Source organism: Actinomycetospora lemnae (assembly GCF_028737315.1).
GTDB classification, from domain to species: Bacteria; Actinomycetota; Actinomycetes; order Mycobacteriales; family Pseudonocardiaceae; genus Actinomycetospora; species Actinomycetospora lemnae.
On record NZ_JAQZAO010000006.1, the window covers coordinates 30519 to 44890 of the forward strand.

The 14372-nt window shown below is 76.2% G+C and carries 11 protein-coding genes; 5 read left to right on the forward strand and 6 right to left on the reverse strand.

Going from position 1 to position 14372, the window contains the following annotated elements:
- The first annotated feature begins 45 nt into the window (after positions 1 to 45).
- The 4 genes from PGB27_RS14795 to PGB27_RS14810 all read left to right on the forward strand — a co-directional run bounded on the left by PGB27_RS14795 (position 46) and on the right by PGB27_RS14810 (position 7068).
- The gene (locus tag PGB27_RS14795; RefSeq protein ID WP_274201138.1) at positions 46 to 2841 is read left to right on the forward strand and encodes an AAA family ATPase; all 2796 of its coding nucleotides are present in this window, start codon (positions 46 to 48) and stop codon (positions 2839 to 2841) included.
- 83 nt (positions 2842 to 2924) lie between these two features.
- Positions 2925 to 3089, forward strand: a complete 165-nt coding sequence (locus PGB27_RS14800; RefSeq protein WP_274201139.1) for a hypothetical protein — start codon at positions 2925 to 2927, stop codon at positions 3087 to 3089.
- On the forward strand, positions 3077 to 3811 hold the full coding sequence (locus PGB27_RS14805; protein ID WP_274201140.1) for a hypothetical protein: 735 nt from the start codon (positions 3077 to 3079) through the stop codon (positions 3809 to 3811). Before PGB27_RS14800 ends, PGB27_RS14805 begins: the two co-directional genes overlap by 13 nt.
- Positions 3808 to 7068: a bifunctional cytochrome P450/NADPH--P450 reductase gene (locus PGB27_RS14810; RefSeq protein WP_274201141.1), complete on the forward strand. Its 3261-nt coding sequence runs from the start codon at positions 3808 to 3810 to the stop codon at positions 7066 to 7068. The genes PGB27_RS14805 and PGB27_RS14810 overlap by 4 nt, the downstream gene beginning before the upstream one ends.
- Positions 7069 to 7161: 93 nt before the next feature.
- Here the strand turns inward: PGB27_RS14810 and PGB27_RS14815 are convergent, their stop codons facing one another.
- Genes PGB27_RS14815 through PGB27_RS14835 form a run of 5 tightly spaced genes read right to left on the reverse strand, consistent with a single transcriptional unit; the run spans position 7162 to position 11237 of the window.
- The gene (locus PGB27_RS14815; protein WP_274201142.1) at positions 7162 to 7434 is read right to left on the reverse strand and encodes an HPr family phosphocarrier protein; all 273 of its coding nucleotides are present in this window, start codon (positions 7432 to 7434) and stop codon (positions 7162 to 7164) included.
- 38 nt (positions 7435 to 7472) lie between these two features.
- Positions 7473 to 9023, reverse strand: a complete 1551-nt coding sequence (locus tag PGB27_RS14820; protein WP_274201143.1) for a PTS fructose transporter subunit IIC — start codon at positions 9021 to 9023, stop codon at positions 7473 to 7475.
- The gene (locus PGB27_RS14825) at positions 9020 to 9478 is read right to left on the reverse strand and encodes a PTS sugar transporter subunit IIA (RefSeq protein WP_274201144.1); all 459 of its coding nucleotides are present in this window, start codon (positions 9476 to 9478) and stop codon (positions 9020 to 9022) included. The genes PGB27_RS14820 and PGB27_RS14825 overlap by 4 nt, the downstream gene beginning before the upstream one ends.
- Complete coding sequence (gene pfkB, locus PGB27_RS14830; RefSeq protein ID WP_274201485.1) at positions 9475 to 10434, reverse strand: 1-phosphofructokinase; 960 nt, start codon at positions 10432 to 10434, stop codon at positions 9475 to 9477. Before pfkB ends, PGB27_RS14825 begins: the two co-directional genes overlap by 4 nt.
- 32 nt (positions 10435 to 10466) lie before the next feature.
- On the reverse strand, positions 10467 to 11237 hold the full coding sequence (locus tag PGB27_RS14835) for a DeoR/GlpR family DNA-binding transcription regulator (protein ID WP_274201145.1): 771 nt from the start codon (positions 11235 to 11237) through the stop codon (positions 10467 to 10469).
- 209 nt (positions 11238 to 11446) lie between these two features.
- On the opposite strand from PGB27_RS14835, the gene PGB27_RS14840 reads away from it, so the two are divergent.
- Entirely contained in the window at positions 11447 to 13186 is a 1740-nt protein-coding gene (locus PGB27_RS14840; RefSeq protein ID WP_274201146.1) for a phosphoenolpyruvate--protein phosphotransferase, read from the forward strand.
- A 15-nt stretch (positions 13187 to 13201) separates the two neighbouring features.
- On the opposite strand, the gene PGB27_RS14845 is transcribed toward PGB27_RS14840, so the two are convergent.
- The gene (locus PGB27_RS14845) at positions 13202 to 14368 is read right to left on the reverse strand and encodes an RtcB family protein (protein WP_274201147.1); all 1167 of its coding nucleotides are present in this window, start codon (positions 14366 to 14368) and stop codon (positions 13202 to 13204) included.
- Positions 14369 to 14372 lie beyond the last annotated feature (4 nt).

Genomic DNA, 14372 nt, shown 5'->3' on the forward strand with positions numbered 1-14372 from the left:
AAGTGGTCCTGGACAGGGCGCGAACGGTGCGCTTCGTTCTGGACCGTGAGGACGCGCGCGGAGCCCGGCGGGCCGCGGCGTGTCGCCCTCGGCCCGGTCTTCGTCGGACGCCGGGACGCGCTCGCCGTGGTCGACGCGGCGTACGAGGACGCGCGGGCTGGACGACCGGGCGTCGTGTGGGTCGAGGGCGAGGCGGGCGCCGGCAAGACAGCGTTCCTCGCGCGCGCCACGGCGGGGCGCCGGGCGGCCGCCGTCCTCACCGCCACCGGCGACGCGGACGAGAGCGGGCTCGCGCACGGGCTGCTCGACCAGGTGGTCGCGGGACTGCCCCCGGAGCTCGTCGAGCGCTTCCCGCTGCTGCGCGGTGACCGGGCGCCCCGCGCCGACCCGCTCGCCGTCGGTGCGGAGCTGCTCGGGGCGCTGGGCGCCCTGCCGAACGACGAGCCGGGCGACGACCCGGTGCTCGTCGTGCTCGACGACGTGCAGTGGGCCGATCCGGCGTCGGTGCGCGCGCTGGTGTTCGCGCTGCGGCGGCTGCGCCACGACCGGGTCCTCGTGCTCGCGGGCCTGCGCCGGCCCGCGGGCGGGCCCGGGGAGGTCGACGCCCGCCCTCCCCCGGACGCCTGGTGGGAGCGGCTGCCCGCGACCGGGCAGTCGGTGCACCGGGTGCGCCTCGAGGGACTCGACCCCGGCGAGCTCTCGGAGCTGGCCGCGGCCCTCGGCCGGCCGCTGGGCTCGATCGGCGCCGCCGACCGGCTGTGGCGGCACACGCGCGGGCACCCCCTGCACGCGCGGACGCTGCTCGAGGAGCTGCCGTCCGAGGTCCTGGCGGGCACGGCCGACGTGCTGCCGGCCCCACGGAGCCTGCCCTCGGTGCTGCTCGTGCGCCTCGCCCGCGCCGCGCCCGCCACCGCGGCCCTCGTGGTCGCGACGGCCGTGCTCGGCGAGAGCGCCCCGCTCGCCCTCGCCGCCGCCGTCGCGGACCTCGACGACCCGGGCGACGCGCTCGACGAGGCGGTCGGCCTCGGGCTGCTCGAGGAGCTCCCCGGCGGGCCGCCGGTACGCGTCGGCTTCGTCCACCCCCTCGTGCGCGCCGCGGTCCGCGGCGACCTGCCACCCGCGCGCCGCCGGGCCCTGCACGCCGCCGCGGCCCGCCGGCTCACGGGGCGCGCCGCGCTCGTGCACCGGGTCGCCGCGGCCGCCGGCCCGGACCCGGCGCTGGCCGCGGAGATCGAGGAGCTGGTCACCGGGCCCGGGCCCGGGGCCGCCCTCGCCGGCGCCGAGGCCGCGGACCTCCTGCGGGCCGCCGCCGACCTGAGCACCGAGCCCGCCGACCGCGAGCGCCGCCTGCTCGCGGCGACGTCCCGACTCGTCGCCGACGGCGAGATCGCCCGGGCGGTGGCGCTCGAGGAAGCAGTGACCGGGTGCGGGCCGAGCCCGTGGCGCGCGGCGGTGCTCGGGCAGCTGGCGCTGTTCACCGGCCGGTTCGGGGTGGCGCGGGAGTGGTTCGCCGCGGCGGCCGCGACCGAGCCCGGCGAGCCGGGGGAGGAGCGCCCGGGCGACCGGGCGCGGGCGGGCGCGGCGGCCCACCTCGCGGTGCTCCAGCTCCTGCAGGGCGACCCCGAGCGGGCGGTGACGATCGCGGCGAGCGCGCTCGCGCACGACGCCCGCGGCGACGACGTGCGCCTGCCCGCGGGCTTCGCGCTCGTCGTCGGGCTCGCGGTCGCGGGCCGCGGGGCGGACGCGCGCGCGGTGCTCGACCGCGCGCCGGGACCCGACGGTGGCCCGCCGCCGGTGGACGCGCTGCTGGTCCGGGGCGTGCTCGCGACCCTCGCCGGCGACGACGCCGCGGCGGCCGCCGACCTCGACGAGGCCGTCCGGCGGGCCCGCGCCGGTGAGCCCGTGCGGGGGCTGGCGCTCGCGCTGGCGTTCCGGCCCGCCGTGCTGGACCGCGTCGGCGTGCCCGACGGCGTCGTCGAGGGCTTCGAGCTCGCGGTCACCCTCGCCCGCGACGGCGGCACCGCGCTGCCCGGGGGGCTCGCCCACACCTTCGCCGCCGAGGCCCTGGCGCTGCGGGGACGCGCCGACGAGGCCCGCGCGCACCTCGCGGCCGCGGCGTCGTCGGGACCGCGGTGGTGGGGCCTGGACCTCTACAGCGCGATCGCCGCGGCCCGGCTCGCCGAGGTCGCGGACGACCCCGCCGCCGTGCTCGCGGCGCTCGCACCGACGCGCGATCCGGCGGTCCGGGCGCTCGCCGACGGGCTGGGGCTGCTCGCGCCCCGGGTCCTCGAGACCGAGGCGCTGCACGCGCTGGGCCGCGCCGACGAGGCGGCCGCGGCGCTCGCGACGCTGTCGGAGCGGGCTGCCGGGCGCTACCGCGTCGACGTCGCCCGATTGCGCCTGCTCCTGGACCCCGGTGGCCCGGTGCCGCGCTCGGTGTCCGAGGCCGGCGTCGACGGGATCGTCGCCCCGCACGGGCTCGCCCGGCTGGAGACCGAGGTCGGCCGCCGCCTGCTCGCCGCCGGCGAGCGACGCGCCGGCGTCGACCTCCTGCGCAGCGCCCGCGACACCCTCGCCCGGCTCGGGGCGGCGCCGTGGCGGGCGCGGTGCGAGGACCTCCTGCACGGCGCCGGGCTCACCCCGTCCGGCGCCGACGACTCGCTGGGCCTCACCCCGCACGAGGAGGCCGTCGTCGCACTCGTCGCCCGGGGCCTGACCAACCGCGAGATCGGGCGCGACCTCTACATCACCCCGCGCACCGTCGCGTACCACCTGTCCAACGTCTACGCGAAGCTCGGCATCACCTCCCGACGCGAGCTGGTCCGCCTCCGACAGCGCTGACTGGAACCCGGACTGGAAGGTCCGGACGGGGTGCCCGGCCCCTCCCGCGGCGCACGCTCGGCGGCGTCGCGGAGGAGGACGCCATGCACCTGACGGTCGATCTCCTCCGCACGGCCGACGGGCGTCTGGAGGGCACCGTGATCACCGAGACCGGTCGGGAGCAGCCGTTCTCCGGCACGCTCGACCTGCTGCGCATCCTCGAGGACCTGGAGCCCGCGCCGCCCGATGCCGACCGGTGGCCGCGGTGAAGCCGGCGACGCCGCGCTCCGCGGCGGTCCTGGGTCTCGTCTTCGCCGCCCTGTTCGTCGCGGCGCTCGTGACGGTCAACGGGGTCCCGCACCTCGACGCGCCGGTGTCGGCCTACGGCGCGTTCTACGACGGCGCCGGCGACACGGTCGTCACCGCCGTCGCCATCTACCTCGTGCCGCTGGCCGGGATCGCGTTCCTGTGGTTCGCCGTGGCGCTGCGCTCGGTCCTCGACGGGCCGGCGAGGACGCCGTCGGCGATGGCCGACGGGCTGAACCTGCTCTCGGGCGTGCTGTTCGTCGGGCTGCTGTTCGCCGGCACGGCCGCCCTCGCGACGCCGGTGCTGCTGACGACGATCGGCGGTGGCGCCCCCCTCGACCCGGAGATCGCCCGCGGGCTGTCGGCGTTCGGCTACGGCCTGGTCTTCCTGTTCTCCGTGCGCGGCGCGGGCATGTTCGCGCTGACGACGACCACCCTGCTGCGCGGCGCCGGTGTGATGCCCCGCGGCGTCGCGGTCCTCGGCTACCTCCTCGCGGCCTGGCTCCTCCTGACCGCGACCGACCACCCCGCGAGCCTGCTCGTCCTGCCGGCCTGGGTGGTGCTCGTCGCCGTCGCCCTGCTGCGCCACGACCGTCGGGCCCATCGCGCACCCGTCGACGCGAGCACCGACCCGAGCCCCACCACCCCGGACCCCGCCGTCCTGACCCCGAGGAGCGAGCCATGACCACCACCGCCGACGCGCCGGCTCGGCCCCTCGCCGCCATCCCGGGGCCGAAGCCGCTGCCGATCATCGGCAACGCGCGCGACATCGACACCCACCGGCTGGTCCAGAGCATCATGGCGCTGGCGGACCGGTACGGACCGATCTTCCAGCTGCACACCCCCGGCGGGACGACCTACGTCGTCTCCGGGCTGGAGATGGTCCAGGACCTCTGCGACGACAGCCGCTTCGACAAGCTCGTCGGCCGGGGCCAGCGGGAGATCCGCAAGACGCACACGAGCGCCGGTCTGTTCACCGCCGACACCGCCGACCCGCTGTGGAAGTCGGCGCACGACATCCTGCTGCCGAGCTTCTCGACCTGGGCGATGAAGGGCTACGTCGACCCGATGGTCGACATCGCCCAGCAGCTGATGCTCAAGTGGGAGCGGCTCAACCCCGACGAGCCGATCGACGTCGCGGGGGACATGACCCGGCTGACGCTCGACACCATCGCGCTGTGCGGCTTCGGGTACCGCTTCAACTCCTTCTACCGCGACACCCAGCACCCCTTCGTCGAGGCGATGATGGCGTCGCTCTCGGAGAGCCTCAAGCGCCAGCAGATGCTCCCGATCCAGATCAAGCTCCGCCGGGGCGCCCAGCGGCGCTTCCTCGCGAACGCGAAGTTCATGGACGACACGATCGACGAGATCGTCAAGGAGCGGCGTGCGTCCGGCGACCCCGGCACCGACCTGCTCGGGCACATGCTCGTCGGCACCGACAAGCAGGGGAACACGCTGCCCGACCACAACATCGTCGCGCAGTGCGGCACCTTCCTCATCGCCGGTCACGAGACGACGAGCGGGCTCCTGTCGTTCGCCGTGTACTACCTGCTCAAGCACCCCGAGGTGGTCGCCCGCGCCCAGGAGGAGGTCGACCGCGTGCTCGGCACCGACCCGGGCGTCGCGCCGACCGTGGCGCAGATCGGGCAGCTCGGCTACGTGCGTCAGATCCTCGACGAGACGCTGCGGCTCTGGCCCACCGCGCCCGCGTTCACGCGCCAGGCCCGGAAGCCGGGGGAGACGGTCGGTGGGTACGGCCCGTTCGACCCGGGGACGGGGATCGTCGCCCTGACCCCGATGCTGCACCGGCTCCCCGAGGTCTGGGGACCCGACGCCCGGGAGTTCGACCCCGACCACGTGGCGCCGGAGCGCCTCGACGCGCTGCCCCCGAACGCCTACCGGCCCTTCGGCTCCGGGCAGCGGGCGTGCATCGGGCGGCAGTTCGCACTGCAGGAGGCGGTCCTGGTGCTCGGGATGGTCCTGCAGCGCTTCGAGCTGGTGGACCACGCGGACTACCAGCTGAAGATCAAGGAGTCGCTGACGATCAAGCCCGAGGGGCTCACGATCACCGTGCGGCCCCGGGAGGGGCGCACGTGGGGGTCGGCGCCGCGGTCCGCGGCCGTGGCCGCCGCCGAGCCGCGGCCCGCGACCCTGCCCGTCACGCCGTCGGACCGGCACGGCACGCCGCTGCTCGTGCTCTTCGGGTCCAACCTCGGCGCGGCCGAGGACCTCGCCACCCGCATCGCCCGCGACGCAGGAGACCGCGGCTACACCTCGCGCACCGCCGCGCTCGACGAGGCCGTCGGGGAGCTGCCGACCGAGGGTGCCGTGGTCGTCGTGACCTCGTCGTACAACGGGGAGCCGCCGGACAACGCCGCGAAGTTCTGCGCGTGGCTCGACTCCGACGCGGCGTCGGCGGCGGGCGTGCGGTTCACCGTCTTCGGCTGCGGCAACCGCGACTGGGCCGCGACCTACCAGGCCGTGCCGACCCGCGTCGACGCCGGACTCGAGGCGAAGGGCGGCACGCGCGTGCACCCGCGCGGCGAGGGCGACGCGCGCGGCGACTTCGACGGGCAGTTCGACGACTGGTACCGCGGGCTGTGGGACGCCCTGGGCGTCGCGCTCGGGCTCGACGCGACGGCCACGGCGACCGCGGGGAGCGGTCCGCGGCTGGCGGTGGCGCTCGAGCAGCGTCGCACCGCGAGCCCGGTGCTGCAGTCGTACCGGGGGCAGGCGGCGACGGTGCGGGTCAACCGCGAGCTCACCGCGCGCGCCGGCAGCCCGGGCGGTCGCTCGGTGCGCCACCTCGAGATCGCGATGCCCGCCGGGGTCACGTACGGCACCGGCGACCACCTCGGCGTCCTGCCCCGCAACCCGATGGGGCTGGTCAACCGCGTCATCAGGCGGTTCGGGCTCGACGGCGGCCAGTTCGCGACGCTCACGGTTGTCGGTTCCCCCGCCCTCCCTGCCCCGACCCACCTGCCCGTCGGCGAGCCCTACCCGCTGCTCGCGATCCTCGCCGGCTGCGTCGAGCTGCAGGACGTGGCGAGCCGCGCCGGGATCGCGGCGATGGTGGCGGCGATGCCGGAGGGACCGGCGCGTGACGAGCTCGCGGCGACGGTCGGCGACGACGACGCCGCGAAGGAGCGCTACCGGGAGACGATCGCGAAGCCCCGCCGCACGCTGCTCGAGCTGCTCGAGGCCCACCCGGACTGCGAGCTCGAGTTCGCGGCGTTCCTCGACCTGCTGCCGCCGCTGCGCCCGCGCTTCTACTCGATCTCGTCGTCGCCGCAGATGTCGTCGGAGGTGGCGCTGACGGTCGGGGTGCTCGAGGGCCCGGCGCGCTCCGGCGACGGCACCTACCGCGGCGTGTGCTCGGGGCACCTCGACGAGGTGCCCGAGGGCGGCACGGTGTTCACGTTCGTCCGCTCGCCGAGCATCGCGTTCCGCCCGCCGGCGAACCCGCACGTCCCGATGATCATGGTGGGTGCGGGCACCGGTATGGCGCCGTTCCGGGGGTTCCTGCAGGAGCGCGAGGCGCAGCGGGCGAAGGGTGTGCCGATCGCGCGCTCGCTGCTGTTCCTCGGCTGCCGCGACCCCGAGGACGACCTGCTCTACGCCGACGAGCTCGCCGCGTTCGAGAAGGCGGGCGTCGCCACGCTGTTCCCGGCGTACTCGCGGGTGCCCGGCTACCCGTATCGCTACGTCCAGCACGCGCTCGAGGGCGCCGCGGACGAGGTGTGGGCGGCGATGCAGGACGACGCCGTGGTCTACGTGTGCGGCAACGCCTCGACGATGGCGCCCGGGGTGCGCGCGGCGTTGGTGGCGGTGTTCCGGGCGAAGACCGGTGCGGGCGAGGCGGACGGTGCGGCGTGGCTCGCGGGTCTGCGCTCGTCGGAGCGCTACCTCGAGGACATCTGGGGCGAGACCGCGGTGGTGTAGGCGCGGGGCACCACCGCGGCTCGGCTCGGCGGGTGACGTGCGAAGGGCCCCTCCGGTCGACCGGAGGGGCCCTTCGCTCGGTCAGGGTCAGGGTCAGGCGTCGAGGTCCGTGGCGAGGAGCTCGGCGAGGGCGTCGACGCTGGCCTGGGCGCCGTGCTCGCCGGTGTCCGCGCTGAGGGTGATCTCCTGGCCGCCCCGGACACCGAGCCCGAGCACCGAGAGCATGCTGCGGGCGTCGGCGGTGGAGCCCTCCGCGGTCCCGATGGTGACCTTGGCGGGCTGCGCGGCGGCGGCCTTGCAGAACACCATCGCGGGGCGGGCGTGCAGCCCGATCGGGGTGGCGACGACGACCTGGCGCGTGATCATGACGGTCTCCTGGGCCAAGGGGGTGCTCTGCGGGGCGCTCATGCGGTGGCCCCGGCGGGGGTGGTCGAGGACGGGCTGGACGACGCGCCGGCCGGGGCGGCCTCGGTCGGCGCCTCCCCGACCGGGACCGGTGTGCCGTCGTCGCGGCGGCGGGCGACGGTCTTGAGCAGCAGGACCAGGGCGGTCGCGACGAGCGTCCCGGCGACGACCGCGACGAGGAAGCCCAACGGGTTGCCCATCAGCGGCACCACGAAGACGCCGCCGTGCGGGGCGCGCAGGGTCGCGCCGAAGGCCATGGACAGGGCGCCGGTCACCGCGCCGCCGGCCATGATCGAGGGGATGACGCGGAACGGGTCGGCCGCCGCGAACGGGATCGCGCCCTCGGAGATGAACGAGGCGCCGAGCAGCCAGGCGGCCCGGCCGTTCTCGCGCTCGGCCTCCGTGAACAGCGACCCGCGCACCACCGTGGCCAGCGCCATCGCGAGCGGGGGCACCATGCCGGCGGCCATGACCGCGGCCATGATCGTCAGCGCGGTGGGCGAGGGCGTCGTGAGGCCGGCGACGGCGAACGTGTACGCCGCCTTGTTGACCGGGCCGCCCATGTCGAAGCACATCATCAGCCCGAGCAGCAGGCCGAGCAGGATCGCGTTGGTGCCCGAGAGGCCGTTGAGCCAGTTCGTCAGGCCCTCGGTGGCCGCCGCGATGGGGCGCCCGACGACGACGAACATCAGCAGGCCGACCACCGCGCTCGACAGCAGCGGGATGACGACGACGGGCATGATCCCCGCCAGCGCCCGGGGGACGCGCCAGGTCTTGATCCACATGACCAGGCCGCCGGCGGCGAAGCCGGAGACGAGGCCGCCGAGGAAGCCGGCGCCGGTGGTCACCGCGATGGCGCCGCCGACGAAGCCGGGCACGAGCGCGGGCCGGTCGGCCATGGCGTAGGCGATGTAGCCGGAGAGCACCGGGACGAGGAAGTTGAACGCCGCCGACCCGATGCCGAACGCCAGCGCACCCCACGCGGTGAGCGAGCCGGCGTCGAAGCCGCCGGAGAGGATCGTCTCGTACAGCGGCGCGTCCTCGGGCAGGTTGATCTGGTAGCCGCCGAGGGCGAAGCCCAGGGCGATCAGCAGGCCACCGGCGGCGACGAACGGGATGACGAAGCTGACGCCGGTCATGAGCCAGGCCCGGACCTTCGACGCGGCGCCGGGGCCCGCAGGGGCCTTGGCTCCGGCGGGGGCGCCGGCCGCCGCCGGGGCGCCCGCCGTCGCGCGTGCCGGCGCGTTCGCGGCGGCGTCCTCGGCCTGCGTGATGAGCCCCGGGGCGCCGGAGATGGCCTTCTTGACCCCGACCGCCACGAGCGGCAGGTGGGCGAAGCGGTCCTTGTCGCGCACCTCGACGTCGGCGGCGAAGATCGCGGCGTCGGCCTCGGCGAGCTGGGTCGCGGTCAGGGGCGTCGAGCCGGCCGAGCCCTGGGTCTCGACGACGATCGAGTGCCCGGCCTCCTCCGCGGCGGCCTCGAGGGCCTCGGCGGCCATGTACGTGTGGGCGATGCCCGTCGGGCACGCGGTGACGGCGACGATCTTCACGCCGACACCTCCTTCGCGATGAAGTCGGCGGCCTCGGCCGCGTCGGTGGCGGACCGCAGGGTGTCCTTGAACGACGACCGCACGAGGCGGCGGGCGAGTGCGGCCAGCACGGTCATGTGGGCGTCGCCGCCGCCGGCGGGCGCGGCGATGAGGAAGACGAGGTCGGCGGGGCCGTCCTCGGCGCCGAAGTCGACGCCGGCGGCGCTGCGGCCGAAGCCGAGGGTGGGCGCGGTGACGGCGGCGGAGCGGCAGTGCGGGATGCCGATGCCGCCCTCGAGCCCGGTCGGCATCTGGGCCTCGCGGGCCTCGATGTCGGCGAGGAACTGGTCGAGGTCGGTGACGCGGCCGGCGGCGACGAGGCGCTCGGCGAGCGAGCGCACGACGGCGGCGCGGTCGCCGGCGGGAAGGTCGAGGTCGACGAGGTCGGCGGTGATGAGGGCGGTGCTGGTGGTCATGCTGCCTCTCCGGTGAGGTCGAGGGACTCGGGCGGCGCGGACGCCGGTTTGACGGACGTGACGTCGACGTCGGCGGGACCGGGCACGGCGGTGCCGGGCAGTCCGACGGCGGCGGCCCCGCAGGCCACCGCGTGCACCAGGGCGTCGGCCGGGGACGCGCCGGAGGTGCGGGCGAGCAGGTAGCCGGCCAGGGTCGAGTCGCCGGCCCCGACGGTGCTGCGCACCGCGGTGACGGGCTCGGCGGCGCAGTGCCACGTGCCCTCAGGGGCGGCGACCAGGGCACCCGCGGCGCCCATGCTCACGAGGACGGTCCCGACGCCGCCGGCGCGGAGCTCGTCGGTGGCGGCGAGGACGTCGGCGAGGCGGGGCAGCGGGTGGCCGACGAGCTCGGCGAGCTCGGCGACGTTGGGCTTGACCAGGTCGGGCCCGGCGGCGACTGCGGCCGCGAGTGCGGGCCCGCTGGTGTCGACGGCGACCCGGGTGGCGGGGCCGCCGCCGCGACGGGCGGCGGTGACGATCCGGGCGTGCAGGTCGTCGGGCGCCCCGCGGGGCACGCTGCCCGCGGTGACCACCCAGGCCGCCGGGGCGGCGTGGACGGCGACGGTGTCGACGAGGACGTCGACCTCGGCCGCGGCGAGCTCGACGCCCGGCTCGTTGACCTTCGTCGTGGTCCCGTCGGGCTCCACGAGCGCGGTGTTCACCCGGGTGACGCCGCGCGCCGGCGTGCTGACCGGCTGGATGCCCGCGGCGCGCAGCAGCTCGGCGAGCTCGCCGGTGCCGCCGGGCATGACCGCGAGCGTCGGGTGCCCGAAGCGGGCCAGGACGCGCGAGACGTTGACGCCCTTGCCGCCGGGGTCGACGCGGTGGGCGGTGGCACGCAGGACGGCGCCCCGGGTCAGCGCGGGGACCTCGACGGTGCGGTCGAGGCTGGGGTTCGGGGTGACGGTGACGACGATGCCGCCCGCCGTGCCCGCAGTGCCTGCCCCGCTCACGCGATCACCAGCTCGGGACCGGCCGCGCGCAGCGCCTCGGGGGCCTCGGGATGGGCGGCGGCGAGGCGGCCGTCGGTGACGAGCGTGTCGACCATCTCGAGGGTCGCGAAGCGCGAGAACGAGTCGGCGCCGTACTTGCTGGCGTCGGCGACCACGATCGTCCGGGCGCCGGCGCGCACCATGGCGCCCTTGACGGCGGCCTCGGCGACGTCCGGCGTCGTGAGGCCCCGGTCGACCGAGAAGCCGTTGGTGCCGAGCACCGCGACGTCGACGTTGACGCTCTCGAGCGTCTGCAGCGCCCAGCGGTCGACCGCGGAGAGCGTGGTGCCCCGGACCCGACCGCCGATCATGTGCACCGTGATGCGGTGCCGGCCGGCCAGCAGGGACGCGATCGGCAGCGCGTTGGTGACCACGGTGAGCTCGACGTCGTCGGGCAGCAGCGCCGCGATCCGGGCGGTCGTGGTGCCCGCGTCGAGCAGGATCGTCGAGGCCTGGCCGAGCTCGGCCACCGCGGCCTTGGCGATCCGGTCCTTCTCCTCCTGGTGCGTGACGTCGCGCGTGGCGACGCCCGGCTCGACCTCGAGGCGACCCGCGGCGATGGCCCCGCCGTGCACCCGGTGCAGGAGGCCCTGGCGTTCGAGGGCGGTGAGGTCACGGCGGATGGTCTCGGTGGTGACCCCGAGCTCCGCGGCGATGGCGGTGACCTCGAGGCGCCCGAGCTCCTGGGCCCGGCGGACCAGGACCTGGTGACGCTCGGCGGCGTACATGCCCGATCACCTCCGTTCCTTTGTTGGTCTGGTTGGAAGTTTGTGGTTTTACCTGTGGACTGTCAAGGGGTTCGTCTCGTAGCGTTTCCGGCGGTGACACGGGGACGACACACATCCGCACCCCGGTGGTCGCCACACCGACACCACGAAGAACCACACATCCGGACACGACCGGGCGCAGCCGGGGGACACGGGAACGGGAGCCGACGATGAGCACGACCGAGACGCGCGAGCAGCAGGCCGGGACGCAGGCCGGGACGCAGGGAGGGGACGGACCCCTGCACGGGACCCCGGCGAGCCGGGGTGCGGCGGTGGGCCCCGTGGTGCGCGTCCCGGAACCGCTGGGCGAGCCGGCCGCCGGACCGGAGGTGCCCGCCGAGCGCCGCGAGGCCGAGGCCGCGCGGATCGCGCCGGCGGCGGCGGAGGTCGGCGCGCGCCTCGTGGCGCTGGGCAGCAGGCCCGGCCTCGCGCCGGACGTGGCGAACGTGCTGTTCGCGACGTCGATGATGGCCGAGGACCCGGCCCTGCTCGACGCCGCGACCGCCCAGGTCCGCGAGCACGGCACCCCGCCCGCCCGGGCCGTGTACGAGGCCGCCGCCGGGTTCGTCGCCGCCCTGCAGGCCGCGGGCGGCTACATGGCCGAGCGGGCCGGCGACGTCGCCGACGTCCGCGACCGGATCGTGGCCGAGCTGCTCGGCGTCCCGGCCCCGGGCGTGCCGCCGCTGGACGGTCCGTCGGTGCTCGTCGCCCGCGATCTGGCCCCCGCCGACACCGCGACGCTCGAGCCGGCCACCGCCCTCGCCCTGGTCACCGAGGAGGGCGGCCCGACCAGCCACACCGCGATCCTCGCCCGCTCCCTGGGCGTGCCCGCGGTCGTCGGCTGCCGCGGTGCCGCCGGGCTCGACGAGGGCACGCTCGTGCGCGTCGACGGCACCGCCGGGACCGTGGCCGTCGTCCCGGCGGACACCCCCGTCGGCGCCGACCTCGCCGCGGCCGGCCCCAGCACGGTGGCCGGCCCGGTCACCACCACCGACGGGCACCGCGTCGCGGTCGTCGCCAACATCGCCGAGGCGAAGGACGCCGAGCGCGCCGCCGCGGTGGGCGCCGAGGGCGTGGGCCTGCTGCGCACCGAGCTGACCTTCCTCTCGGCGGCGACCGAGCCCACGCCGGAGGACCAGCGCGCCGGCTACGCGGCGACGATGGCGCCGCTGGCGGGCCCCGCGGGGTCCCGTGTCCTCGTCACCGCGCGCACCCTCGACGCGGGCGCCGACAAGCCCGTCCCGTTCCTGCACATGCCGCCCGAGCCCAACCCGGCGCTCGGGGTGCGGGGCCAGCGGGTGTTCGACCAGGACGTCGCCGACCGCGACGGCGTGCTCGACCGCCAGCTCGCCGCCCTCGTCGGGGGCGCGGCGGACGCCGGGGTCCGGCTCAAGGTGATGGCGCCGATGATCGCCACGGCCGGCGAGGCCGCGCGGTTCGTCGCGCGCGCCCGCGCGGCCGGGGTCGAGGAGGTCGGCGTGATGATCGAGGTGCCGGCCGCGGTGCTCGGCGCGCGCGAGCTGCTCGCCGAGGTCGACTTCGTCTCGGTCGGCACGAACGACCTCACCCAGTACCTCTTCGCCGCCGACCGCCAGTCGGGCGCGCTCGCCGGGCTCAACGACCCGTGGCAGCCGGCCCTGCTGCGCCTGCTCGACCAGCTCTGCCGCGAGGCGGCGGTGTCGGCCACCCCGGTGGGCGTGTGCGGCGAGGCGGCCGCGGACCCCGACCTCGCGGTCGTGCTCGTCGGGCTCGGCGTGACGTCGCTGTCGGCCTCGCCGGCGGCACTGCCCGCGGTGGCGGCCCGGATCGCGGCGCTGGACCTCGACACGTGCCGCGGTGCCGCGAGCACCGCCCTCGCCGCGCCCGACGCGGACGCGGCGCGGGCGGCCGTGCGCGCTGCGGCGACCTGAGCGCCGGGCGCGCCCTCAGGTGCCCTTGACGTTCACGATCTGCCGCAGGGTGTGCCGGACCTCGACGAGGTCGGCCGCGTCGGCCATGACCACGTCGACGTCCTTGTAGGCCGCCGGGATCTCGTCCAGGAACGCGTCGGTGTCCCGGAACTCGATGCCCGCCATGGCCTCCCGCAGCTGCTCGTGGGTGAAGGTCCTGCGGGCCGCCGTCCGCGAGTACGCCCGGCCCGCCCCGTGGGGCGAGCTGCGCAGCGACTGCGGCTCGCCCTTGCCGGTCACCACGTACGACGCCGTGCCCATCGAGCCCGGGATGAGGCCGGCCCGGCCCTCCGTGGCGTCGATGGCGCCCTTGCGCGAGACCCAGACCTCCTCACCGGCGTGGGTCTCCTGCGTCGTGTAGTTGTGGTGACAGTTGACCCGCTCCTGCTCGAGCACCTCGGCGCCGAGGAACTCCGCGGTCTGCCGGACCACCCGGTCCATCATCTCCTCGCGGTTGAGCAGCGCGTAGTGCTGCGCCCACCGCAGCTCCCGGATGTAGGTCCAGAACTCGTCGGTGTCCTCGGTGAGGTACGCGAGGTCCTGGTCGGGGAGGTCGACGCGGGCGCACGCCTCGCGGGCCACCGCCGTGTGCCGCTGCGCGATCCTGTTGCCGACGCCCCGCGAGCCGGAGTGCAGGAACAGCCACACCCGGTCGGTCTCGTCGACGGTGACCTCGATGAAGTGGTTGCCGCTGCCCAGGGTGCCGAGCTGCGCCTCCCACCCCTTCTTGTCCCGCGACGGGTCGAACCCGGCCTCCTCGGCGAGCGTCGTCAGCTCCTCCACCCGCGGCACGGAGGTCGCCGCGACCTTGCGGTTGTGGTGCCCGGCGCCGAGCGGGATCGCCCGCTCGATCGCCTCCCGCAGCGGGGCGAGCGAGCCCTTCTCGCGGAGTTCATCGAGGTGGAACTGCGTCCGCACCGCGGCCATGCCGCAGCCGATGTCGACGCCCACGGCCGCCGGCATGATCGCCCGCAGCGTCGGGATCACCGACCCGACGGTGGCGCCCCGGCCCAGGTGCGCGTCGGGCATCAGCGCGACGTGCGGGTGGATGAAGGGCATCGCCGCGGTCCGCTCGGCCTGCGCCAACGTGCCGTCGTCGAGGATGGACGCCCAGTTGAGCAGTCGGTCGTTGATCTTCTCCATGGTC

Bases quoted from the DNA above. Each gene is read 5' to 3' on its own strand.
- PGB27_RS14840 (WP_274201146.1), top strand. From the start codon at position 11,447: ATGAGCACGACCGAGACGCGCGAGCAGCAGGCCGGGACGCAGGCCGGG.
- PGB27_RS14825 (WP_274201144.1), bottom strand. From the start codon at position 9,478: ATGACCACCAGCACCGCCCTCATCACCGCCGACCTCGTCGACCTCGAC.
- PGB27_RS14815 (WP_274201142.1), bottom strand. From the start codon at position 7,434: ATGATCACGCGCCAGGTCGTCGTCGCCACCCCGATCGGGCTGCACGCC.
- PGB27_RS14845 (WP_274201147.1), bottom strand. From the start codon at position 14,368: ATGGAGAAGATCAACGACCGACTGCTCAACTGGGCGTCCATCCTCGAC.
- PGB27_RS14810 (WP_274201141.1), top strand. From the start codon at position 3,808: ATGACCACCACCGCCGACGCGCCGGCTCGGCCCCTCGCCGCCATCCCG.
- PGB27_RS14835 (WP_274201145.1), bottom strand. From the start codon at position 11,237: ATGTACGCCGCCGAGCGTCACCAGGTCCTGGTCCGCCGGGCCCAGGAG.
- PGB27_RS14800 (WP_274201139.1), top strand. From the start codon at position 2,925: ATGCACCTGACGGTCGATCTCCTCCGCACGGCCGACGGGCGTCTGGAG.